The following is a 21,960-nucleotide window of genomic DNA, read 5'->3' as shown; positions in this document are numbered from 1 at the left end:
GGATTCACGCGCCTGCACCAGGCAGCGCGCTAGGGTCGGGTGGTCTGTGCTCCCAAGCGGGAGCCGCGGCGCCATCCGGCCCCGTGCAAGGCACTTTCCTGGAGGAATCACCATGACAACGCAGAAAGAACGCGTCGGCGGCACCGATGCAGTGCCGATCTTCAAGATGCAGGAAACCACCCGCGATGGCGAGCTGACCAAGTACGTGGTCGGCGACACCGGCGTCGCCTTCGACAGCCTGGAAGGCGCGCAGGCTGCGGCCAAGGATCTGGGCACGCTCAACGGTTGAGCCGGGCTTCAATCCGGTCGCCAATCGTCGAATACCAGATAGGCGAGGGGGTAGATCGAGGGCGCGGCGCCCTCACCGCTTGCGGGACACGCCGTGCATCTGTCCGTATAGGCTCCTTGGCGGCATTGATGCCGCCAAGGGTCCCGCAACCGGCAGGGGTCCCGCACTAGCAAGTTGGTCGGCTGCTTTCTCGAAAGCGTGTTCCTGAGCTTGTGGCGGGCAGAGGAGACGTTTGTCGGTTGCGCGTTGAAAACCTGTGTGCTGCGCGGCTTGGGATGGGAAGCCGGTGGCACATGCAGTGATCCGACCAACCATGTCTTGCCCTGCTTGCTCCATGCACACCGACCATCTCGACTGGTCCTTGCCTGCCTACCATCGCGTAAGAGCCTACATGGACGTACTTGCGGCGTGTCCCGCGATGGTAGGCGGGCAAGGGCCCTGCAGCCAAGTCGCAGATCAGCCGCTCTAGAGTTGGTCTGGCTCTACAGTCGAGCTACCCGTAACCCCGATCCTCAAAGACACAAGACCTTCGCTGGCCCGGAGTGCGTGCCCTAGCGAGCAGGTTGAAGGCTGCTTTGCCAGCTCTGCGCAGCAGTCAGGGAAGTGGCTGCTCCGTCAGCCGCCCGGTGTGCGGGGTGTGGATCAGCGGGGCCAAATCGAAGCCCTGCTCGCGCGCATGCGCCAGATAGGCCTGGGTGATGTTTTCGTCCAGCTGCGGCAGCCTTGCCAGCAGCCACAGGTACTTGCGGTCGGGGCCACCGACCAGCGCGGCGGTGTAGTCCGCATCGATGCGCATCACCCAGTAATCGCCTTTGGTGAAAGGAATCCAGCGCAGGCCTTCGGGGAGGAAGGTGACTTCCAGCCGCGCGTTGCTGTCGTCGATGGCGCGCGCCTGCCCGATTGCTTCTTCCAGTTCGCCCTCGGCGGTCAGGCAGCGGTTCTGCACCCGCACCGTGCCATCGTCCTGCAGCGAATAGTGCGCCGACACGTCGGTGCAATCGGCATCCTCGAAGCGAATCGGCAGCCGTGCGATTTCGTACCAGGTGCCCAGATAGCGATTCAGATCCAGGGACGGGACGGTGACTAGGTCGGGGAGTCGGCTCATGGCGGCCTCTGCGCAGTGGTGTGGCGGACGTTGTACGTGCATTGCCATGAAATGGATGTTGCGACGCTGGAGAGAGCGTGTGGACGTACCGGCGAATGCAGTGCTGCCCGATGCAAGCACGTGCACGCACCTTGCCGCCGAACCGGCAGCAGATAGTTCTGCGATGGACGCAGCGGTCGATCGCATGGCCGTCTCGAACTCCTCAACGTCCTAACGAAACAGCGCGGCATCGTCGTACGGTGGACCAATGCCACCACGTTGAGGCGTTTGGATCGGCGCTGCTACGCCGCGCTCGCCGTACCCATGGCGCGATCCAGTTTGCGGTAGCCAATGGCCTCAGTCAGATGCCGGGTGGCAATGGCCGCACTGTCGTCGAGATCGGCAATGGTGCGGGCCACGCGCAGGATGCGATGCATCGAGCGTGCGGACAGCTGCAGGTGTTCGATGGCACGTTCCAGCAGCACCTGATCGTCGCCCTCCAGGCGGCAATGATGATCGGTCTGTGCCTGATCCAGTTGTGCGTTGGGTGCGCCGGCACGCGCAAGTTGCCGTTCGCGTGCGGCAACCACGCGGGTACGCATGCTGGCGCTGTCTTCGCCGAGATTGCCGCTGCGCAAGGCTTGCGGGGGCAGTCGCGGCACTTCGACATGCAGGTCGATCCGGTCCAGCAATGGGCCGGAGATGCGGCTGCGGTAGCGGCGGATGCTGTCGCTGCTGCAGCGGCAACGCCCGCTGCCATCGCCGGCCCAACCGCATGGGCATGGGTTCATGGCAGCAACCAGCTGGAAGCGTGCGGGGAAATCCACGCTGCGCGCGGCGCGCGAGATCGTCACCAGGCCCGATTCCAGGGGCTCGCGCAACACTTCCAGCGTCTGCCGTTGCCATTCGGGCAATTCGTCCAGAAACAGCACGCCGTTGTGGGCCAGCGAGATCTCGCCGGGGCGCGGATGCGTGCCGCCACCGACCAACGCAACCGCGCTGGCGGTGTGATGCGGGGCGCGATAGGGCCGCTGCCGCCAGCGCGCAAGATCCAGCCCGCGGCCGCTGACCGAGGTAATGGCAGCGGTTTCCAGTGCCTCGGCCTCACTGGATTCCGGCAACAGGCCGGGCAGGCGGGAGGCGAGCAGGGTCTTGCCGCAGCCCGGGCTGCCGACCAGCAATAAATGGTGACCGCCGGCAGCGGCGATCTCCAGCGCGCGGCGTGCGTGCGGCTGGCCGCGCACGTCGGCCATGTCGGGCAGCGCACGCGCGCCGAGCGCCGGGATCGCCACCTCGGCAGCGGGCGCCCGTTGGCTGCCGTTGAGCGCGGCGCAGACTTCCAGCAGCGTGCGCGCGGTGAAGGCCTCGACGTGCCCGGCGATGGCCGCTTCTGCACCGTTGGCCAGCGGCACGATCAGCCGTCGCCCGGCCTGCGCGGCAGCCAGCGCGGCCGGCAGCACGCCATCGACGCCACGCAACTCGCCGGTCAACGCCAGCTCGCCGAGAAACTCGTACTCGGCCAGCGCTTGGCGGTCGATCTGCCCGCTGGCGGCCAGGATGCCGAGGGCGATCGGCAGGTCGAAGCGGCCGCCTTCCTTCGGCAAGTCGGCCGGCGCCAGATTGATGGTGATGCGCCGGGCGGGAAATTCGAATTGTGCGCACAGCAGCGCCGCACGCACGCGTTCGCGCGATTCGCGCACCGCGGCCTCGGGCAGGCCCACGATCTGGGTGGAGGGAAGCCCGCCGGAGAGATGCACCTCCACCCGAACCTCAGGCGCATGCACCCCCACGCGGGCGCGGCTGTGCACCAGCGCTAGACTCATGGTGGAAGGCCCTGGTCAGGGAGCGGCAGGCGGTGCTGTGGGCGGCGTCGCAGGCGCACGGGCCTCCAGCGCGGCCACGGCCTGCTCCAGCGCGTCGAGTTTCTCGCGCGTGCGCAGCAGCACCGCGCGCTGCACGTCGAACTCTTCGCGGGTGACCAGGTCCAGCTTGCCCAGGCCGGCCTGCAGCGCGCCCTTGAAGGTGCTCTGCAGTTCTTCGCGCGATTGGCGCAGGCCAGGCGGCACCAGGTCGCTGAGGCGGCGGGCGAGGTCGTCGAGCTGGTTGAAATCGATCATGGGTGTTCTCCGCAGGTCCGTAGGAAGCCTAGTGCAGGCCGGGACACGCGGGACATCGGCAAGGCAGTCGGCAGGCGGTAAGGATAGTCCCATTCGGCTGTCGGCCGCGGTGACGGCCGCGCGCCACGGGGTGAGTGTTACGGCCGTCCACGGTATGCTGCGCGCCCTGTCATGCCGCTGGATCTGCACTGATGAAAATGATCATGGCCATCGTCAAACCGTTCAAGCTCGACGATGTGCGCGAAGCGCTCGCCGGCTGCGGGGTGGCAGGCATCACGGTCACCGAGGTCAAGGGCTTCGGGCGCCAGAAGGGGCACACCGAGCTGTATCGCGGTGCCGAATACGTGGTCGATTTCCTGCCCAAGGTGAAGATCGAAGTGGCGGTGACCGACGACCAGGCCGAGCGCGTGGTCGAAGCCATCGTGACCGCGGCCGGGACCGGCAAGATCGGCGACGGCAAGGTGTTCGTCTACGACCTGGGCAGCGTGGTGCGCATCCGCACCGGCGAACTGGACAGCGACGCGCTGTAAGGCGTCAGCGGGCAGCGCCTTCGGCCGATATCGCGCCGTTGGTGCTCAGGTGATTGGCTGATTGCTGAGATACCGCATCCGTCATCGGCGGATTGCCGCGACGCAGCGCCATGGCGTCCACAATTGCATCTTGGCTAAATAGTCACTTGTGGGCGAGCAGCCTTTGGCTGTCGACGGCCGACGCGTCTGCGAAGCCTTGAGCCGGCTCGATTTCACTCGAGCAGCTGGCCTGCCACACGACCCGAGCGGTGCCATGCCACGCAGCCTGCTCATACCATTTCAATACCGAAGAGTGGACCCAGCACCTGGGGCCAGCAGCGGCACAGGCGTCATGCCCGCGACCAAGCTTTTCGGCTTCCGTTCTGATTTGAGTGTCCCAAGACCGGCCCGCTTGTCGCCACGCGACGACTTGCCTACTCTAGGGCCTAATACCATTTCAATACCGGAGTTCGGGGATGAAGCGACGCGATAGGAAGTCGGGCTTGCGCCCGCTCTCGCTCTGGCTGGCAGCAGGCCTGGCAGCGGCAACAGTCCCCGCGCTGGCACAGCCGGTGACCCAGCCGGCGATCTTCCCCGCCCCGGTCTCGATCACGCTCGAGGGTGGCACCGTCACGCTGGGGCAATCAGTGGTGCTGGTGGTGGCGCCGGGCGCAGATCCGGAGTCGATCGCGTTGGTACGCCGCATTCTCGGTACGGCCGGCGTCACCAAGATCGCCACCGCGGCGCGTCTGCCGGCCACGCTCGACCGCCCGCACATCGTGCTCGGCACCGGCGAGGCGGCAGTGGTGCGCGATGCGCTGACCCGCAGCAAGGCGATGCAGGACACCCACAAGGAGGGCTATACGCTCGCCAGCGTGGCGCTCGGCACCGGCAGCCTGATCACGCTGGCTGGTCATGACAACGACGGGCTGTTCCATGCGGCGCAGACGCTGCGCCAGCTGGTCGAGCGTCCGGCCATTCCGACCCTGGCGATCCAGGATCATCCGGTGATGCCGATCCGCGGCACCATCGAAGGTTTCTACGGTGCGCCGTGGTCGATGGCCGACCGCAGCAAGCACATCGAGTTTCTCGCCCGCAGCAAGGCCAATACCTTCATCTACAGCCCCAAGGACGACCCGTACGCGCGCGACCGCTGGCGCGAGGCGTATCCGGCCGCGACGCTGAAGGCGCTGGGCAAACTGGCGGCCACCGCCAGGCGCAACCATGTCGACTTCGTCTATGCGATCTCGCCGGGGCCGACGGTGTGCTTTTCCGATCCGGCCGATGCCAAGGCGCTGCTGCGCAAGTTCGATGCCTTCCGTGCGCTGGGCGTCCGCAGCTTCTACGTGGCGCTGGACGATATCGAATACACCAAGTGGAACTGCGAGCGCGACAAGACCACCTTCGGCGCGTCCGGCGCGCAGGCGGCCGGTATCGCGCAGTCGCATCTGCTCAACCTGGTGCAGGCCGACCTGGTCGCCCGCCACGATGCAGCCTCGGAGCTGATCATGGTGCCGACCGAGTATTACGACGCCAAGGAAAGCCCGTACAAGGAAGCGCTGCGCAAGCATCTGGACCCGAAGATCGTGGTGCAGTGGACCGGCACCGACGTGGTGCCGCCGGCCATTTCCATTCCCGATGCACGCGCGGCGACCAAGGCATTCGGCCGCAAGACGCTGCTGTGGGACAACTATCCGGTCAACGATTTCGAAACCTCGGCCGGGCGCCTGCTGATGGCGCCGTATGCGCGGCGCGAGGCCGGCCTGTCGGCGGAGTTGTCCGGCATCGTCTCCAACCCGATGAATCAGGAAGTGCCCAGCCGGGTGGCGGTGATGGGGCTGACCGCCTTCGCCTGGAACGACACCGGCTACGACGCCCAGCGCACCTGGCATGCGGCCGCACGCGACCTGGCCGGTGGTGACGCGCAGGTGACCGCCGCGCTGCTGACCTTCTTCGATACCCAGCATCTGGCGCCGACCTTTGGCAGCCAGCCGTGGCAGGAACAGGCGCCGCGGCTGAAGGCGGTGCTCGACCATGTGCGCGAGGCGATTGCGCTGGGCGATGCAGCGGCGCGCAGCCAGGCCATCGCCGAGCTGGTGCGCACGGCCGATGCGTTCGCAGCGGCGCCGCAGACCATTCGCGCAGGCGTGGCCGACAAGGGCTTTGCGGAACAATCGCGCCCCTGGCTGGAGGCGATGGAAGGCTGGGGCCGCGCGCTGCAGCAGACCGCAGCCGGGCTGGATGCCGCCAATCGCGGTGACGCGCAGGCAGCAGTTGCGTTTGCCGATGCCAAGCGGATCGCCGCCGACGCCGCGGCGATCCCCTCGATCCCCGGCGCCACGCGCTTCGGTGGCCCGGTCAAGATCGCCGATGGCGTGCTGGACCGCTTCGTCGCCGACGCGCCGCAATTGATCGCCTACCGCGCGCCGTCGGCAGCCAAAGCGGCCGGCGCGCAGTGAGTAGCCGGGGCGGCGACCGGACGACCGGCTAGCCGCCTGGAGGGCGCCGCCGGTGCACGGCAGCGGCGCGTGACCCTGTCCATTGTGGTTTCCCCGTGCCGTTGCGCACCAGCTGGCGATTGCTCGCCAGGAAGATCGGCGCACCGTTGGCGTGGCATCGGGATGGCCAGGCTTGCAGCCCGGCGGGTGTGGCCCACGACGCCGGATCAGCATGCGGGACGCAGATCGATATGCGTTGTTGCGCAGGTGCCGGCGCCGGTGCTGGATGCAGGGCGCGGTTGCACGTCACCGGCAAGGCATCGCGCCCGGCGCCCGTTGCATTGGCGGCGGGTGGCCGCGGCCTGCCGGTCAGCAGGTTTCAGTCGGCACTGGTTGGCTGCGCATCGCGCTTCAGGTGCCGATACAGTCGCTTCCAGCTGCCGCGGATGGTGCGTACCCAGCGCGGCTCGGCGCTGCGTGCGGCCTCGTCGGCGGTCGGCGCGATCCCGGCCAGGCGCTGGCGCATCTTCTGGAAATTGGCCAGGTCGCTGCGCTGCAGTTGCCGCGCCAGCGTGCCGCGCCGCAACCAGCGCGGGAAGCGCCAGGCCGAGGTGAAATCGATCAGCACCGGCACGCCGGCACTGATCACCACATTGGTGCCGTGCAGATCGTTGTGGGTGATGCCGACGGCGTGCAGGCGGCGCAGCGCCTGCTGCAATTGTTGGAACACTTCCTGGCCCACCACCGCACTGGCGCTGAGCGTGTCGCCCGGAATGAACTCCATGCCCAGCGCCAGGCTGCCCAGCGTGCCGAGCAGGGCCGGCGCGTGCCGCCAGCCGTGCAGGCGGGCCAGCATCTTGGCCTCGTGCCGCACCATCAGCCGCGCGATCGGCGCCAGCAGCGTACGGCGGTAGCGGCTGTAGTCCTTGACCACCGCCAGTTGCCCATCCAGATGCGTGCGATAGACGTTGGGCTCGAGCAGCCGGGTGCCCTGCTTGAGCAGCACGGGCGTGACGATTTGCAGGCTGGAGGTGTCCAGCGGCTGGTAATGCATGGCAAGTCTCCGGACCTTGGCGGCGCGGAGGAATCACGCGTCTGGCAGGTTCACGATGATCGCGAGGGATCGGTCCGGTGAATTTTAGAACTTGCGAGTACTGAAATTGCATTTGTTTAACAAATGAAATGTTCCGGACATGGAACAGCCTTGCTATTCAAACGGTTGAAGCATTCGGGTTTTGCAAAATCACCGGATTGGACGGCACGCGGGAGCGCTCTGCCGATGCACTGGGCGGCCACACGCGGCACCACGGCCGCGGTGCGATCTCGCTCGATCGCAATGTGAGCTGGCGATCGGCTCGCGGCGGATCGGTAGTGGCGGAACATGTCGAAGCTCACCCCGGCAGAGCGCGGTTGGATATGCGTCTCGCCGCTTCTTGACAGGCAATGAGACTCCAGACACTGTGCGCGCTGCGGTCAGGGGGCTGCATCACGCGCGCGTCGCGCACATCCACGCCGGTGTGCCACGGCCGGTGCCTTGGGCATTGCAGTGATGCGGGGACGCCCCCGGAGAGATGACAGCAACTGCGCCACTTCCAGACGCCGTCGGGTTCGCCCGCGCGCGCACGGATGCGGGAACGATGGGGGACCACTCATGGGGAATACGATGAAAAGGACTGCAACACTGCTATTGGCCTGCACGGCGCTTGGCGTCACGGCACAGGCTTCAGCGCAATCGCTGTCGCGCGGCTGGGACAGCTACCGGCAGCAGCAAAGGCAGCCGCAGGCCGGTACGCAGGAGGCCCCTGCGCCGGCAGCGCCGCAGTCGCGTCCGTCGCAAGCCGGCAGCGGCGGCGCGCCGACCGCCGTCGGTGGAAGCGGAAGTGCAGGTGTGGTCGACCAGACCGGCGGATTTGCCACCGTCACGGCGCAGACGCCTGCGGTAGATGCGCCGCCTGCGCCGGCGTACGCAGCAGCGCCAGTACCAGCAACGGGCACTGCGCGGACCGAGCAATCGCGTATCGACAGCGGCGCGTTTATCAGCGTGCAGCGTGGTAGGGGCGAGGTGTTCAGTGGCTACAAGCAGGACATGCTTGGCCTCAGTGCCGGCTATCGCTGGCGTGCCGGCTCGGTGACGTTGATCGGGCTCGAGGGATCGGTTGGGCGCCTGGACCGCGGAGACTCGACCGACGATGTCTTTATTCCAGCAGTGAAGTTTGGCGGCATCGGCGGTACGGCCCGCTTCAACTTTGGTGACACTCCACTGTTTGCTGTGGTGCGTATTGGCTCATGGTATGCGGAGGTCGCAGAAATGAGTGATGAAATCTACGGTGGCTACGCGAGCCTCGGCCTGGGCGTCGATATCGGCAAGCACGCGAGTGTGAGCGCGATGTACACCAACTACATTTACGCCAACGATTACTATGACTACGCCGAAGACACCACCATCAATCGTGCCGAAGTACTGAACGCGGCACTCGAAGTCCGCTTCTAATGTAAGCGAACGATCCAGGAACGGCGGGCGGCAGCGTCCGCCCTTCTGCGTCAGATGTAGTTCAACAGCGACTTGGCAGACGGCAATTCTGTTTGAGGCCGCACCTTGTAGCCGCGCCGCATACGGTCATTGGCGTTGCACGGGCATCCATGCGGGTTGTTGTAGTGTCACGGTCAACGCATTGACTCAGCCGTTGGCGAGGGCAGATGGACGCATTGGCGCAGTTTTTGACGGACGAGCAGGACCCGACGGCCGTGGGCAAGATCCTGCCCAAGGTGAACGAGCTGCTGACGCGGGACGAGCAGGTCGAGTACATCGCGGTGCAGAAGAAAATGGTGGTGAACCTGTCGCCGGCCGCGGTGGTGCTGACCACGCGCAGATTCATCGTAGTGCACCCCACGCTGTTCGGGATGACGTTTCGCGATGTCCCCTGGCGCGAGGTGCTCGACGTGCACATGAGCGAGCAGATGCTGGGAGCGACGATCATGTGCCGCACCACGCAGGGCGGTTACCTGTCCATCGACAGCCTGCCCAAGAAGCAGGCGCGGCGGGTCTACGCCTATGCGCAGCAGGTGGAGGAATCGGCCTACGAAAAGCGCCAGCAGCTTGAGTTCGACAAGTTGCGCGCATCGGCAGGTGGCGTGGTGGTGCACGCACCCACCTCGCAGGGCAGCGCGTCCTCGTCACCGCCGAGCACGGCTCTGGCCGCGGACGATCCGATCCAGGTGCTGAGCAAGCTCAAGCAGCTGCTGGATGCGGGGCTGGTGACCCAGGAAGAGTTCGACGCCAAGAAGGCCGAGGTGCTGGCGCGGTTGTAGGGCGCTCGGCACGGTTGCCTGGTCACGGCCTGGCCGCGATTACTGGCGCGCCGCCCGCATCCGCTGGCGGCGCGCTACGGTGCGTGAGCCTTGCTTACTCGCCCAGCGCCTTGGCCACGAACGGCGGTGCGACCAGCACGCCGGTATGCAGGTGCGCGGTGTAGTACAGCGTCTCGAAGCCCTTGGCCTGCGCAGCGTCCTGGCGGAAGGCGAAATCGGCGTTGGCCTGCTTGCTGGCCATGGTCACGCTCCACCAGCCGGTGGGGTAGCACGGCTGCGGGAAGGGCAGGGTCTTGAACGACTGGAAGCCGGCCTTGCCCATTTCGGTGCGCATTTCCTTGATCAGCTCCAGCAGCGCCAGCGGCGACTCGGACTGCTGCACCAGAATGCCGTCGTCCTTCAATGCCTTGAAGCAGCTCTCGTAGAAGGCCTTGTTGAACAGGCCCTCGGCCGGGCCGACCGGGTCGGTGGAATCGACGATCACGATGTCCACGCTGCCGGCCGGGCAGTTGGCCATGTAGGCCACGCCGTCGTCGAACAGCAGCTCGGCACGCGCATCGTGGTTGGAATCGCACAGCTCGGGGAAATACTTCTCCGACATGCGGGTGACCTGCTCGTCGATGTCGCACTGGGTGGCGCTTTCCACGCCCGGGTGCTTGAGCACCTCGCGCAGGGTGCCGCAGTCGCCGCCGCCGATAATCACCACGCGCTTGGGCGCGGCGTGGGTGAACAGCGCCGGGTGGCTGATCATCTCGTGATAGAAGAAATTGTCGCGGCTGGTCAGCATCACCGCGCCGTCGATCAGCATCAGCTTGCCCCAGTCGGTGGTCTGGTAGATCTCGATCTTCTGGAACGGGGACTGCACCTCGTCCAGCTTGCCGCTGATGCGGAAGCCGATCGCCGAGCCGGTCGGCTGGAAATGTTCGATGTACCAGTTGTCGTTGGCGCTCATGCAAAGTCCTAAAAGATGGGGCTGTTCCTTCTCCCAGCGGGAAAAGGTGGCGCAAAGCGCCGGATGAGGGTCGGGCGCAGCCGCGCACAGGCAAGCTGCTGGCGGCCATCCCGAACCCCCGCCAACCCCGCTCCAATCAGGAGCAGGGCGTGAAGTCGGCGCGGATTGTAACGGACCCTGCGCGTGCCAGGCGTTACACTTCACGCCCTTTTTGCCCCAGCCGAGTCAGCGAAATGAGCGATTGGTCCCTCGACCAAGCCCGCAAGACCTATTCGATCCCGCATTGGGCCGACGGGTATTTCGATGTGAACGACGCCGGACATGTGGTGGTCACGCCGACCAGCGACGGTCCGTCGGTGTCGTTGCCCGAGGTGGTGGACGCCGCGCGCGCAGCCGGCGCCAAGCTGCCGCTGCTGGTGCGTTTCCCGGACATCCTGGGCCAGCGCCTGGGCAAGCTGCAGGCGGCGTTCGCGCAGGCGCAGTCCGAATGGGATTACGCAGGCGGCTACACGGCCGTGTACCCGATCAAGGTCAACCAGCATCGCGGCGTGGCCGGCACGCTGGCCAGCCACCACGGTGACGGCTTCGGCCTGGAAGCGGGCAGCAAGCCGGAGCTGATGGCGGTGCTGGCGCTGTCGCGCCCGGGCGGGCTGATCGTCTGCAACGGCTACAAGGACCGCGAATACATCCGCCTGGCGCTGATCGGCCGCAAGCTCGGCCTGCAGACCTTCATCGTCATCGAAAAGCCCTCCGAGCTGAAGCTGGTGCTGGAAGAAGCGCGCGCGCTGGACGTCAAGCCCGGTCTGGGCGTGCGCATGCGCCTGGCTTCGCTTGGCGCGGGCAAGTGGCAGAATAGCGGTGGCGACAAGGCCAAGTTCGGGCTGTCGCCACGGCAGGTGCTGGACCTGTGGAAGACGCTGCGCGACACCGAGTACGCCGACAGCCTGCAGTTGCTGCATTTCCACATGGGCTCGCAGATCTCCAACGTGCGCGACATCGCCAACGGCATGCGCGAGGCCACGCGCTACTTCGTGGAGCTGTCGCGGCTGGGCGCCAGGATCAGTCATGTGGACGTCGGCGGCGGCCTGGGCATCGATTACGAAGGCACGCGCTCGCGCAGCTATTGCTCGATCAACTACGGCCTGCATTCCTACGCCAGCAACATCGTGCAGCCGCTGGCCAGCGCCTGCGAGGAGCACGGCCTGACCCCGCCGCGCATCGTCACCGAATGCGGCCGCGCGATGACCGCCCACCACGCGGTGCTGATCGCCAACGTGTCCGAAGTGGAGCAGGCGCCGGAAGGCCGCGTGCCGGACGCGCACGACGACGAGCCGGCAGCGATCCGCCACCTGCGCGAGATCCACGACGAGCTCGATGTGCGCCCGGCGGTGGAACTGTTCCAGGAGGCGCAGCACTTCCATGCCGAAGGCTTGAGTGCGTACGCACTGGGCCAGATCGACCTGACCCACCGCGCGCGTATCGACGACCTGTTCTATGCGATTGCGCATGGCGTGCGTGCACGCCTGAGCTTCGACGAGAAGAGCCATCGCCCGGTGCTGGACGAGCTCAACGAGCGGCTGGTCGACAAGTACTTCGTCAACTTCAGCGTGTTCGAGTCGATTCCGGATGTGTGGGCGATCGACCAGGTGTTCCCGATCGTGCCGATCGAACGCTTGAACGAAGCGCCGCAGCGGCGCGGCATCATCGCCGACATGACCTGCGACTCCGACGGCATGGTCAAGACCTACGTCGAGAACGAAAGCCTGGACAGCTCGATGCCGCTGCACACGTTGAATCCGGGCGAGAGTTATCGCATCGGCTTCTTCCTGGTCGGTGCCTACCAGGAAATCCTGGGCGATATCCATAACCTGTTCGGCGATACCGATGCGGTGGAAGTGGCCGTGGACGGCGATGGCTATCGCATCGCGCAGCAGCGCCGCGGCGATACCACCGATGTGATGCTGGACTACGTGGGCTATCAGCTGGACACGCTACGTGCGACCTATGCCGAGCGCATTGCCGCCGCGCAGCTACCGCCCGAGCGCGCACAGGAATTGAGCGATGCGCTGGAAGCAGGGTTGACCGGTTACACCTATCTGTCCGACGAACCGTTGGGCTAAGGCACTGCGCGCTGCGGCCGAGGCCGTGGCGCGCCATTTCTGTTTCACCTTCGCGCGTAATGCATTGACGAGACGGCCCGCAGCACCGCTGTGCGGCCGTAGTGCGGCGTGGCTCAGGGTCCGAACCCGGCGCCATTGCCGGACGCCATGGCTTCTGCGCGCTCTGGCCGAGCCCGGTAACGTCCTGCCCCGACGACGACGTGCGACGACCAGTACCATCCGCTCAAGCCAAGGCCAGGCGATCAGCAGCAGCACCTGTGCATGCGTGATCGACGCGGCGTGGCACTGACAATCAAATAACCGTCGTGTGACCGTGCGGTTGCAGACGGCATTCAAAAAAAGCGCTGTGTCTTGCGGAATGGTTGTCCCTGTAACGCAATAAAATCAATGCCGCTGCATGCAGTGGTCTTGGTGCATGCTGTCCAGGATGCGCCATGAAACACGCAAAATTCCCGGCAAAAACGCCTTCGCCGGATTGCTGCGCGATGCATGGCAGTCTGTTCCGTAGCGTGCAACGCGCGAAAAAACGCGATCTGTAGACGTATGCATCCAGAACACTAGTTGAAATCACACTTCGGCAAAAAATTTTTGCGGGCGACGCGGATTTCGTGATTTTTGCACGGTTTATCGCGGCGGCTAATTGTTAGTGTTTGTTTAACTTGTCGGGAAACAAGTGTTTTAGGAAAGTCAGTGCACGTCGTTGTATCGACGCTGCACGCCGCTTCGTGATGCGTTCCCATTGTGCGTTTCCATCGTATATCGCCGGCATGCGCTGGCGGTCGTCGGTGTCTCTTACCCCACGTTTCAAGGCCAGGTGCTGATCCGGCGTCCCACTGACCGCATTGCGGACATGGCGCACCGGGCGACTGCGCGCCACACAAGAAGGATGCACGCAATGCACACCGACGCCTCTCCCGTGTTTCCCCTGACCAAAGCGCAACGCGGCCTGTGGGTCGCCAGCAAGTTGCATACCGACAACACCTTGATGTTGTCCGAAGCCCTGGAAATGTTCGGCCCGCTGGATCCGCAGCTGCTGATCCGCGCCAGCATGCAACTGACGCGCGAATTCGACACGCTGCGGCTATGCATCGCCGAGCACGACGGCGTGCCGCATCAGGTGGTCCTGCCCGAATACACCGCCGCGATTCCGTATTTCAACGTCAGCGAAGATCCTTCCCCGCGCAACGCCGCCGAGCATTGGGTCGACGAAGAAATCCGCAAGCCGGAAGATCTGCAGAACGGGCCGTTATGGCATTGCGCGGTGTTCCGCCTTGGCGAAGACCACCATATGTGGGTGCAATGCGTCAGCCATCTGGTGATGGATGGCTATTGCGCCTCGATCATGATGCAGCGCATGGCGGTGCTGTATAACGCCTACGCAGAAAACATCGAGCCGGAGCCTGCGCAATACGGCAGCGCGCTGTCGCTGATCGAGCTGGAACAGCAGTATCGCGACTCCGATCGTTTTCAGCGCGACCGCAGCTACTGGATGCAGCAGCTGGCCGATCTGCCGCCGCCGGCGACCCTGGCGCGTCCGGGCAATCACCTATCGACCGGCTTGTTGCGTGGCACCGGACAGTTCTCGCCACAGCAGGTGGTGCGGCTGCGCGCGCTCGGCAAGGACTATGGCGCCAGCCTGCCGCAGATGCTGATTTCGCTGATCGCCGCGTATTACTACCGCTGCACCGGTGCCGAAGATTTGGTGCTGGCCATGCCGGTAACCGGCCGCATCAATGCGCGTTACCGGCAGACCGCAGGCCTGGTGGCCAATGTGATTTCGCTGCGCCTGAAAATGGATCCGCAGCAGCCGGTGCATGCGCTGTTCGCGCAGGTATCCTCGGTGGTCAGGCATGCGCTGCGTCATCAGCAATACCGCTTCGAGGACGTGCGCCGCGATCTGGGCATGTTCGGGATCGATCAGAAGTTCGCACGCCTGGCAGTGAACATCGAAGCCTTCGATTACGCACTGCGCTTTGGCCAGGCCTATGCGATGCCGCATAACCTCTCCAACGGCCCGGCGGATGATCTGACCATCTTCTGCTACGAGCGCGGCGATGGTGCCGCGTTGCGCTTCGATCTGGATGCCAATCCGGCGCTGTACGACAGCGACGAGCTGGCCGAGCACTGCCGCCGCCTGACCCATCTGGCCGATGCGGTGCTGGCCGATCCGGAATGCGCGCTGGGCCAGATCGATGTGCTGGGCGATGCGGAACGCCGCCGCCTGTTGCAGACCTGGAACGCCACCGACGCAGCGCTGCCGGAACCGGCCACGCTGCTGCACGGCATGCTGCAGCGTGCCGAGCTGATGCCGGCGGCAGTGGTGGTGCAATACGACAACCGCACCCTGGACTACGCCACGCTGTGCGAACTGGCCTCGCGCATCGCCGCGCAATGGGTGGCCGATGGCGTCCGCCCCGGCGATGTGGTCGCCATCGCGCTGCCGCGCAGCGAACAATTGCTGGTGGCCTTGCTGGCGGTGATGTGGAGCGGGGCGGCGTATCTGCCGCTGGACCCGGAAAGCCCGGCCGCACGCAACCGGCAGATGCTCAACGATTCCGGTGCCATCGCGCTGGTCTGCGAGCCGGCGTTGTGCGAGCGCTATCTGCTCGGCGGCATGGTCTGGCTGGATCCGCGCCCGGCCGTGTTGCCGGCGGCAATCGCGCCGCTAGCCATGCCGGACGGTACGGCCTATGTGCTGTACACCTCCGGCTCGACCGGTGCGCCCAAGGGCGTGGAAATCAGCCATCGCAACCTGTTCAATTTCCTGCATGCGATGGAGCATGAGCTTGCGTTGCGTCCGCGCGACCGCGTGCTGGCGGTCACCACCATCACCTTCGATATCGCCGGGCTGGAGCTGTATCTGCCGTTGCTGGTGGGTGCGCGCGTGGTCATCGCACCGGCCGGCATCACCCACGATCCACGTAGCCTGTCGCGGCTGATCGCGCAGGAGCAGATCAGCATGGTGCAGGCCACTCCGTCGCTGTGGCGCATCCTGCTGGCCAATCAGGATCTGGCGCTGGACCGTATCCACGCCCTGGTCGGCGGCGAAGCCCTGGTGCCGGAACTGGCGACCCAGTTGCTGAGCCGGGTCGGGCGCCTGACCCAGTTGTACGGGCCGACCGAAACCACGATCTGGTCGACCATCATGCCGTTGCAGCTCACCGACGCTGCCGCCCCGCCGATCGGCAGGCCGCTACTCAATACCCGCGTCTATGTGCTCGATGCGCAGCGGCAACCGCTGCCGACCGGCGCGATTGGCGAGTTGTACATCGGCGGCGCGGGCGTGGCCAAGGGCTATCGCGGCAAGCGCCAGCTGACCAGCGAGCGCTTTGTGCGCGACCCGTTCGCCGACGACGGCAGCAACATGTACCGCACCGGCGACCGCGTGCGTCAGCGCCGCGACGGCATGCTGGAATTCATCGGCCGCGCCGATGCGCAACTGAAGATCCGCGGCCATCGCGTGGAGCCGGCCGAAATCGAAAACGCCTTGCTGCTGCATTCGCAAGTGGCGCAGGCGGTGGTGGTCGGTCATCGCGATGGCGACCACGACGCGCTGCAGTTGCTGGCGTATGTGGTGGGCAAGCATGGCGCGACGCCATCACCCGAGCTGTTGCGCGCCCATCTGCAGCAGCGCCTGCCGGCGTCGATGATTCCCGCCTTGTGGGTGCCATTGCAGGCACTGCCGCTGACACCCAATGGCAAGCTGGATCGCCGCGCCTTGCCGTCGCCGGGTGCGCTGCCGCAGCGCGCGCATGTGGCGCCGCGCGATGCGCTCGAACATCAGCTGGCAGCGATGCTGCAGGACGTGCTGGGCATCGAAGTGGTGGGTGTCGAAGACAACTTCTTCGAGCTCGGCGGTGACTCGCTGCGCGCGGCGGAAATGGCCGCACGCTTCCCGCAGACGTTCGGTGTCGAACTGCCGCTGGGTACCCTGTTCCATGCGCCGACGATTGCCGGCCTGGCCGAAGTGATCAAGCGCAACGCGCAGATCCCGAACGACCCGCTCGGCGTGCTGTTGCCGTTGCGTGCGGGCACCCCGGGTACGCCGCCGCTGTTCTGCATCCACCCGGTGGTCGGCCTGGGCTGGTCGTATCTCACCTTGCTCGGCCAGCTGGATCCGCAGTGGCCGGTGTATGCCTTGCAGTCGCCGGGCTTGAGCGACCCGCAGCATCGCCCGGAAAGCATTGAGGCGATCGCGCGTGACTATCTTGCGCGGCTGCGCACGGTACAGCCGCAGGGGCCGTATCGATTGATCGGCTGGTCGCTGGGCGGCTTGATCGCGCATGCCATCACCGCCGAACTGCATGCGCTGGGCGAAGAAGTCGAATTGCTGGCGATGCTCGACAGCTACCCGCACCTGGAGCAGGCCGCGTCGCTGCCGGAATCGGAAAACGTGCGTGCATCGGTGCATGCGCTGGGCCTGCATCTGGCACACGGCCAGCCGATGCCGACCACGGTGGCCGAACTGGCCAGCCTGCTGTGCGATCACTACGGCTTGAATGACCTGCCCGCAGTGCGCCAGCTGCTCGAGCAACGCCCCACGTTGCTGGACGACATGGGCGGCATGACCCAACACCATCTGCATCTGGCGCGGCGTCACCGTCCCAAGCCGCTGGACCAGGACGTGGTGTTCGTCGAAGCGAGCGTGCGCATGACCTCCGGCGGCGACGATACGGTGTGGGTGGATTACCGGCCGCAGGCCTGGCGCCCGTATGTGCGCAACCTGCAGTTGCATGTGCTGGACAGCGACCACCACTCGATGCTGTCGTCCACGCATTCGGCCACGCTCAGCGCACTGCTGCACGCGGCCACCACGAAAGCCGCACAACGCGATGGCAGCATCGCCACCGCCAGTGACGGGGTGGCCGAATATGCCTGAGTCTTCCTTCAACGCAGGACGCCAACGCCCGGTGCTGATCGCCACCCTGGGCACGCATGGCGATGTGCGCCCGATCATCGCGCTGGGCCGTGGCTTACAGGAGCGCGGTTACCCGGTGCGGGTGCTGACCAGCGCCAACTTCGAAGCGCTGATCCGCGCCAATGGGCTGGACTTCTTCCCGCTCAGCGGCGACCACCAGAAACTGCTGCAGGGCCATCCGGATGTCGCCGAGATGCGCGGTGGCTGGCGCGGCATCTGGGGCACCTTGCGTGCGCAGCTGCTGGAGTGGGCGCGCGACTGGGCCGAGCAGGGCCGCGCGGCCTGTGCCGATGCCGGGCTGATTCTTGGCGTCGGCAGCGCCAGCCTGCTGGCGCATAGCCTGGGCCAGGCCTACGGCCTGCCGGTGGTATTCACGCAATTGCAGCCGCTGACCGCCTCGCGGCATGTGCCGTTGATGGTGATGCCCACCGTGCGCCTGCCCGGGCTGGTGAGTGTGGCGCTGCATCACGCGGTGCGCTTTGCCGGCTGGCAGCTGATGCGCCCGGCGCTCAATGGCATCGTGCGCCCGGCCTTGGGGCTGCCGGCGTATCCGTGGAGCGGGCCCGATCGCAGCGCGCAGCGCGTGGTGTATGGCTACAGCGAGCATCTGTGCCCACGTCCGCCGGACTGGCCGGACCGGGCCCAGGTCAGCGGTTTCTGGCAGTTGCCGCAGCCGCAGTGGCAGCCGCCGGCCGCGCTGCAGGCGTTTCTGCAGGCCGGCCCGCCGCCGCTGTATATCGGCTTCGGCAGCATGATCAGCAGCGATGCGGCCCAGCTCACCGCCATCGTCAAGGCGGCGGTGCGTCTGACCGGTCAACGCGCGCTGCTGGCCAGCGGCTGGGGCGGGCTAGCGGCCGCGGAAGACGCATCCGACGATGCCGCGCGCTTCTTCCAGTTGGAGCAGGCACCGCACGATTGGCTGTTTCCGCGGGTGTCGGTGGCGGTGCATCACGGCGGTGCCGGCACCACCGGTGCGGCGCTGGCTGCGGGGATTCCGTCGGTGGTGCTGCCGTTCGGCTACGACCAGCCGTTCTGGGCGCACTGCCTGGCCCAACGCGGCGTCGCTCCGCCGGCGCTCGCACGGGTCGGATTACAGCCGGAGACCCTGGCCGATGCCATCAGCCAGGCCAGCGCGCCGAGCATGCGCGCAGCGGCACGCACTTTGGGGCAGCGCATCCGCGAGGAGGACGGAATCGGCCGTGCAGTGGAGCAACTGGAAGCCTGGGGATTGCTGCAACCGGCGCTGTCGGTGGCGCCGGCCGTGCGAATCGAGCAGCAGGCCGTTGCGTGACACAGGCCGATGCGTGATGGTTGACGCTGTGGGGGAGCCACAGCGTCAATATTGGATTGGCTGCAGCAATGCGGCTGGCCTCACCGAAGACCTTCGGCTGCTGCACGGGTGGGGCGCTGGGGTGTCGCTGTCGCCGATAGGTGGTCGACCGGACCCGGCCTGTACGACTGAGTGATGTGGAAACAGCGTCTGCGTTGCTGATCCGAGCTGGCGAATGCGGCCAGCGCCGGAGCCCGCATCGTCGCATCGGCGGGATGCGGCACAATCGGGCTCCCTCGGCTTTGCATCGCCCGCATGCGCTATCCCGCTCTCGATCTGCTGCGTGGCATCGCCATTGTCTGGGTGATGCTGTTCCATTCCTTCGTGGTCGGCGGTCTGGGGCCGGACTGGGCGTGGTTGTCGCGCTACGGCTGGATGGGCGTGGACCTGTTCTTCGTCCTGAGCGGCTTTCTGATCGGCACGCAGGTGCTGAGGCCGCTGGCGCGCGGGCAACGCCTGGACTTCAAGGAGTTCTATCTGCGCCGCGCGTTTCGCATCCTGCCGGCGTTCTTGCTGGTGCTGGTGATCTACATGGCGTGGCCGGACTTTCGCGAGTCGCCCGGGCTGGCGCCGTGGTGGATGTTCGTCACCTTCACCCTGAATCTGTTCGTCGACTACGGCCGTGATGCCGCGTTCTCGCACGCCTGGTCGCTGTGCGTGGAAGAACATTTCTATCTGGTATTTCCGTTGCTGGCGACGCTGCTGCTGCGTCGGCCCTCGGCCGCACGCTTTGGGGTGCTCTGCGTGCTGGTCGTGGTTGCCGGCATCGCGCTGCGTGCCGGCATCTGGTGGCACAACACTGCCCTGGACGGCGCTGGCGCCGGGCTGCAGCGCAACTGGTTTATCGAAGACATCTACTACCCGACCTGGAATCGTCTGGACGGTCTGCTGGCCGGTGTCGTGCTGGCGGTGCTGAAGGTGTTTCGCCCGATGAAGTGGCAACGGCTGCAGCAACACGGCAACGCCATCCTGTGTGCGGGCGTGGCGATTCTGGCGCTGGCACTGTGGCTGTTCCGCGAGCGCACCGGCCTGCTCGGCAATGCGGTGGGCTGGCCGGTGCTGTCGCTGGGGCTGGCCTTGCTGGTGCTCGCCGGCACCGCCAGCAGCGGTGTGCTTGGAGGTTTGCGCGTGCCGGGCGCGGCATGGCTGGCGGCCATCTCCTACAGCCTGTATCTGACCCACAAGGCCGTCTTCCATCTCACCCAGGGCTGGTTCGGCCCGGCGCTGGAGGGGCGGGGCGTGCTGGCATTTGCGGTGTATGGCCTGGTGGCAGTGCTGGGCGGCGCGCTGTTGCACTACGCGGTGGAGTGCCCGTTCCTGCAACTGCGCGACAGGATGCTGCGGCCAGGCGCGCAGCCGTTGGTTGCCGCCGATCGCGGCTGACCGGGCAAAGCAAAACGCCGCGCAATGCGCGGCGTTGTCATCAGCCCTGGCGGTACGCCGGTTGCCGCGCCGCACCCAGCTTGGATGCGGCGCGATCTGCTCACGCGCCGGCCGCCACACCATCGGATCGCGGCGCGACCGGGGCACTGGCGTTGCAGGCCATCGTTACTGCGCGTCGCGCGCAACCTGGAAACCGGCGAACGACTGCGTGACCGGCATGATTTCCAGCCGATTGATGTTCAGATGTGCCGGCAGGCTGGCGACATAGAAGATCTGCTCGGCGATGTCCACGGCGGTCATCGGGGTGGCGCCGCGGTACAGCGTGTCCGAGGCGGCCTGGTTGCCGCCGGTGCGCACCAGGGTGAATTCGGTTTCGGCCATGCCCGGTTCGATCGAGGTCACGCGTACGCCGGTGCCGTGCAGGTCCGCGCGCAGGCCCAGCGAAAACTGCTGCACGAACGCCTTGGTGCCGCCGTACACATTGCCGCCGGTGTAGGGGTAGGTCGCCGCGACCGAGGCGATGTTGATGATGGCGCCACGGCGTGCGATCAGCGCCGGCAGCAGGCGGTGGGTGAGGGTGACCAGCGCGGTGACATTGGTGTCGATCATCTGCTGCCACTGGGTCAGGTCGGCCTGCTGCGCAGGCGCGGTGCCCAGCGCCAGCCCGGCGTTGTTGACCAGCACATCGATGTCGGTAAACTCGGCCGGCAATGCGTCGATCGCAGCCGACAGGGCCTGCGCATCGCGCATGTCGAAAGCAGCGGTGTGCACCTGGCCGGCGGGCAGCTCGGCCGCCAACGCATCCAGGCGCTCGGCGCGGCGGCCGGTGGCGATGATCTTCCAGCCGGCGGTGGCAAAACGGCGCACGGCGGCGCTGCCGAATCCGGAGGTGGCACCGGTGATCAGAACGGTCTTGGACATGGGGGATAACTCCTGCGAACGAGGGGATCAGGCAAAGGGATCAGGGTGTGGTGGCAGGACCAGGTGTGTTGGCCTGGGCGCGAAGCGCGCGCAACCCTGCCTCACTGAGCGGCTCGCGCGTCACCACGCGGCCGTGTTGCACCTGCAGGAGCAGATACGGTGCTTCTGCGGCGCCGGGTGCGGTGTCGCCGGTGTTCGTGGCGATTGGCAGGGCGACCACCAGCTCGCCATCGATCCAGTCCGCGGCGACCGGGGCGGTTCGCCCGGGGAACAACACTTCGAGCGGTAACGTCGGCGGCGCGGTGTCGCAGGCACCGATGACGATGCGATCCAGCAGCACCTGCGCCTGCTCCACGCGCCAGTCGGCCTGGTAGCCGCGCCAGTTTGCACTGCAACTGCCCAGCGCCGGCCGCGCGTGCGCCACGAACCGTTGCCAGGTGGCCTGGTCGTCCAGCACCGGCGCCAATGGCTCGGCCAGCAGCACCGCGTCCTGCCCGTCGATCCGGATGCGGTCGGGAATCTGCTCGGTGGCGTGCGCCGCGCCGATCAGTCCCCACCACAACCACAGGCCGGCGGCGCGCTGCAGCACT

16 protein-coding genes are annotated in these 21,960 nt (G+C 66.3%); 9 read left to right on the top strand and 7 right to left on the bottom strand.

Going from position 1 to position 21,960, the window contains the following annotated elements; translation table 11 throughout:
* Positions 1–112 precede the first annotated feature (112 nt).
* Positions 113–289 carry a hypothetical protein gene (locus tag ABQY74_RS18710; protein WP_010374782.1) on the top strand — a complete coding sequence of 59 codons (177 nt, stop codon included), beginning with the start codon at positions 113–115 and terminating at the stop codon, positions 287–289.
* Between the two features lie 595 nt (positions 290–884).
* Here the strand turns inward: ABQY74_RS18710 and ABQY74_RS18705 are convergent.
* The 3 genes from ABQY74_RS18705 to ABQY74_RS18695 form a co-directional block, all read right to left on the bottom strand.
* Entirely contained in the window at positions 885–1,394 is a 510-nt protein-coding gene (locus tag ABQY74_RS18705; protein WP_016904460.1) for a lipocalin family protein, read from the bottom strand.
* Positions 1,395–1,675: 281 nt separating this feature from the next.
* Positions 1,676–3,196: a YifB family Mg chelatase-like AAA ATPase gene (locus tag ABQY74_RS18700; protein ID WP_349794095.1), complete on the bottom strand. Its 1,521-nt coding sequence runs from the start codon at positions 3,194–3,196 to the stop codon at positions 1,676–1,678.
* A gap of 15 nt (positions 3,197–3,211) precedes the next feature.
* Positions 3,212–3,490 carry an accessory factor UbiK family protein gene (locus ABQY74_RS18695; protein ID WP_039816672.1) on the bottom strand — a complete coding sequence of 93 codons (279 nt, stop codon included), beginning with the start codon at positions 3,488–3,490 and terminating at the stop codon, positions 3,212–3,214.
* Positions 3,491–3,681: 191 nt separating this feature from the next.
* Between ABQY74_RS18695 and ABQY74_RS18690 the strand changes: the two genes are divergently transcribed.
* Both ABQY74_RS18690 and ABQY74_RS18685 read left to right on the top strand, forming a co-directional pair.
* Complete coding sequence (locus ABQY74_RS18690) at positions 3,682–4,020, top strand: P-II family nitrogen regulator (protein ID WP_016904463.1); 339 nt, start codon at positions 3,682–3,684, stop codon at positions 4,018–4,020.
* A 455-nt stretch (positions 4,021–4,475) separates the two neighbouring features.
* On the top strand, positions 4,476–6,458 hold the full coding sequence (locus ABQY74_RS18685) for a beta-N-acetylglucosaminidase domain-containing protein (protein ID WP_349794097.1): 1,983 nt from the start codon (positions 4,476–4,478) through the stop codon (positions 6,456–6,458).
* A gap of 358 nt (positions 6,459–6,816) precedes the next feature.
* Here ABQY74_RS18685 and ABQY74_RS18680 read toward each other — a convergent pair whose 3' ends face one another.
* Positions 6,817–7,491: an RIO1 family regulatory kinase/ATPase gene (locus ABQY74_RS18680; protein ID WP_039520988.1), complete on the bottom strand. Its 675-nt coding sequence runs from the start codon at positions 7,489–7,491 to the stop codon at positions 6,817–6,819.
* Between the two features lie 609 nt (positions 7,492–8,100).
* On the opposite strand from ABQY74_RS18680, the gene ABQY74_RS18675 reads away from it, so the two are divergent.
* Together ABQY74_RS18675 and ABQY74_RS18670 are read left to right on the top strand one after the other, a co-directional pair.
* Positions 8,101–8,928, top strand: a complete 828-nt coding sequence (locus ABQY74_RS18675) for a hypothetical protein (RefSeq protein WP_228600083.1) — start codon at positions 8,101–8,103, stop codon at positions 8,926–8,928.
* Positions 8,929–9,134: 206 nt separating this feature from the next.
* Entirely contained in the window at positions 9,135–9,746 is a 612-nt protein-coding gene (locus ABQY74_RS18670) for a PH domain-containing protein (protein ID WP_102584083.1), read from the top strand.
* Between the two features lie 94 nt (positions 9,747–9,840).
* Here ABQY74_RS18670 and speE read toward each other — a convergent pair whose 3' ends face one another.
* Positions 9,841–10,698, bottom strand: coding sequence for a polyamine aminopropyltransferase (speE, locus tag ABQY74_RS18665; RefSeq protein WP_024939717.1), 858 nt, complete (start codon positions 10,696–10,698; stop codon positions 9,841–9,843).
* 233 nt (positions 10,699–10,931) lie between these two features.
* On the opposite strand from speE, the gene speA reads away from it, so the two are divergent.
* The 4 genes from speA (at position 10,932) to ABQY74_RS18645 (ending at position 20,449) form a co-directional block, all read left to right on the top strand.
* The gene (gene speA, locus ABQY74_RS18660) at positions 10,932–12,818 is read left to right on the top strand and encodes an arginine decarboxylase (RefSeq protein ID WP_039524835.1); all 1,887 of its coding nucleotides are present in this window, start codon (positions 10,932–10,934) and stop codon (positions 12,816–12,818) included.
* 895 nt (positions 12,819–13,713) lie between these two features.
* Complete coding sequence (locus ABQY74_RS18655) at positions 13,714–17,697, top strand: amino acid adenylation domain-containing protein (protein ID WP_349794100.1); 3,984 nt, start codon at positions 13,714–13,716, stop codon at positions 17,695–17,697.
* Positions 17,690–19,027 (top strand): glycosyltransferase, encoded by a 1,338-nt coding sequence (locus ABQY74_RS18650; protein WP_349794102.1) that lies wholly within the window; start codon positions 17,690–17,692, stop codon positions 19,025–19,027. The genes ABQY74_RS18655 and ABQY74_RS18650 overlap by 8 nt, the downstream gene beginning before the upstream one ends.
* A 294-nt stretch (positions 19,028–19,321) precedes the next feature.
* Positions 19,322–20,449 carry an acyltransferase gene (locus ABQY74_RS18645; protein WP_349794104.1) on the top strand — a complete coding sequence of 376 codons (1,128 nt, stop codon included), beginning with the start codon at positions 19,322–19,324 and terminating at the stop codon, positions 20,447–20,449.
* 165 nt (positions 20,450–20,614) lie between these two features.
* Here the strand turns inward: ABQY74_RS18645 and ABQY74_RS18640 are convergent, their stop codons facing one another.
* Together ABQY74_RS18640 and ABQY74_RS18635 are read right to left on the bottom strand one after the other, a co-directional pair.
* A complete protein-coding gene (locus tag ABQY74_RS18640) occupies positions 20,615–21,370 on the bottom strand; it encodes an SDR family NAD(P)-dependent oxidoreductase (protein ID WP_349794106.1) in 756 nt (251 codons plus the stop codon).
* Positions 21,371–21,410: 40 nt separating this feature from the next.
* Positions 21,411–21,959: a hypothetical protein gene (locus ABQY74_RS18635; RefSeq protein ID WP_349794108.1), complete on the bottom strand. Its 549-nt coding sequence runs from the start codon at positions 21,957–21,959 to the stop codon at positions 21,411–21,413.
* Position 21,960: the final 1 nt, after the last annotated feature.

The organism is Xanthomonas sp. WHRI 7064, assembly GCF_040202355.2.
Taxonomy (GTDB): domain Bacteria; phylum Pseudomonadota; class Gammaproteobacteria; order Xanthomonadales; family Xanthomonadaceae; genus Xanthomonas; species Xanthomonas arboricola.
This window is presented reverse-complemented; position numbering and strand designations above follow the sequence as displayed.

Coding starts and splice junctions, on each gene's coding strand:
- ABQY74_RS18650 (WP_349794102.1), top strand. CDS start 17,690: ATGCCTGAGTCTTCCTTCAACGCAGGACGCCAACGCCCGGTGCTGATC.
- ABQY74_RS18710 (WP_010374782.1), top strand. CDS start 113: ATGACAACGCAGAAAGAACGCGTCGGCGGCACCGATGCAGTGCCGATC.
- ABQY74_RS18700 (WP_349794095.1), bottom strand. CDS start 3,196: ATGAGTCTAGCGCTGGTGCACAGCCGCGCCCGCGTGGGGGTGCATGCG.
- ABQY74_RS18655 (WP_349794100.1), top strand. CDS start 13,714: ATGCACACCGACGCCTCTCCCGTGTTTCCCCTGACCAAAGCGCAACGC.
- ABQY74_RS18680 (WP_039520988.1), bottom strand. CDS start 7,491: ATGCATTACCAGCCGCTGGACACCTCCAGCCTGCAAATCGTCACGCCC.
- ABQY74_RS18670 (WP_102584083.1), top strand. CDS start 9,135: ATGGACGCATTGGCGCAGTTTTTGACGGACGAGCAGGACCCGACGGCC.
- ABQY74_RS18645 (WP_349794104.1), top strand. CDS start 19,322: ATGCGCTATCCCGCTCTCGATCTGCTGCGTGGCATCGCCATTGTCTGG.
- ABQY74_RS18695 (WP_039816672.1), bottom strand. CDS start 3,490: ATGATCGATTTCAACCAGCTCGACGACCTCGCCCGCCGCCTCAGCGAC.
- ABQY74_RS18685 (WP_349794097.1), top strand. CDS start 4,476: ATGAAGCGACGCGATAGGAAGTCGGGCTTGCGCCCGCTCTCGCTCTGG.
- speA (WP_039524835.1), top strand. CDS start 10,932: ATGAGCGATTGGTCCCTCGACCAAGCCCGCAAGACCTATTCGATCCCG.
- ABQY74_RS18690 (WP_016904463.1), top strand. CDS start 3,682: ATGAAAATGATCATGGCCATCGTCAAACCGTTCAAGCTCGACGATGTG.
- ABQY74_RS18640 (WP_349794106.1), bottom strand. CDS start 21,370: ATGTCCAAGACCGTTCTGATCACCGGTGCCACCTCCGGATTCGGCAGC.
- speE (WP_024939717.1), bottom strand. CDS start 10,698: ATGAGCGCCAACGACAACTGGTACATCGAACATTTCCAGCCGACCGGC.
- ABQY74_RS18675 (WP_228600083.1), top strand. CDS start 8,101: ATGAAAAGGACTGCAACACTGCTATTGGCCTGCACGGCGCTTGGCGTC.
- ABQY74_RS18705 (WP_016904460.1), bottom strand. CDS start 1,394: ATGAGCCGACTCCCCGACCTAGTCACCGTCCCGTCCCTGGATCTGAAT.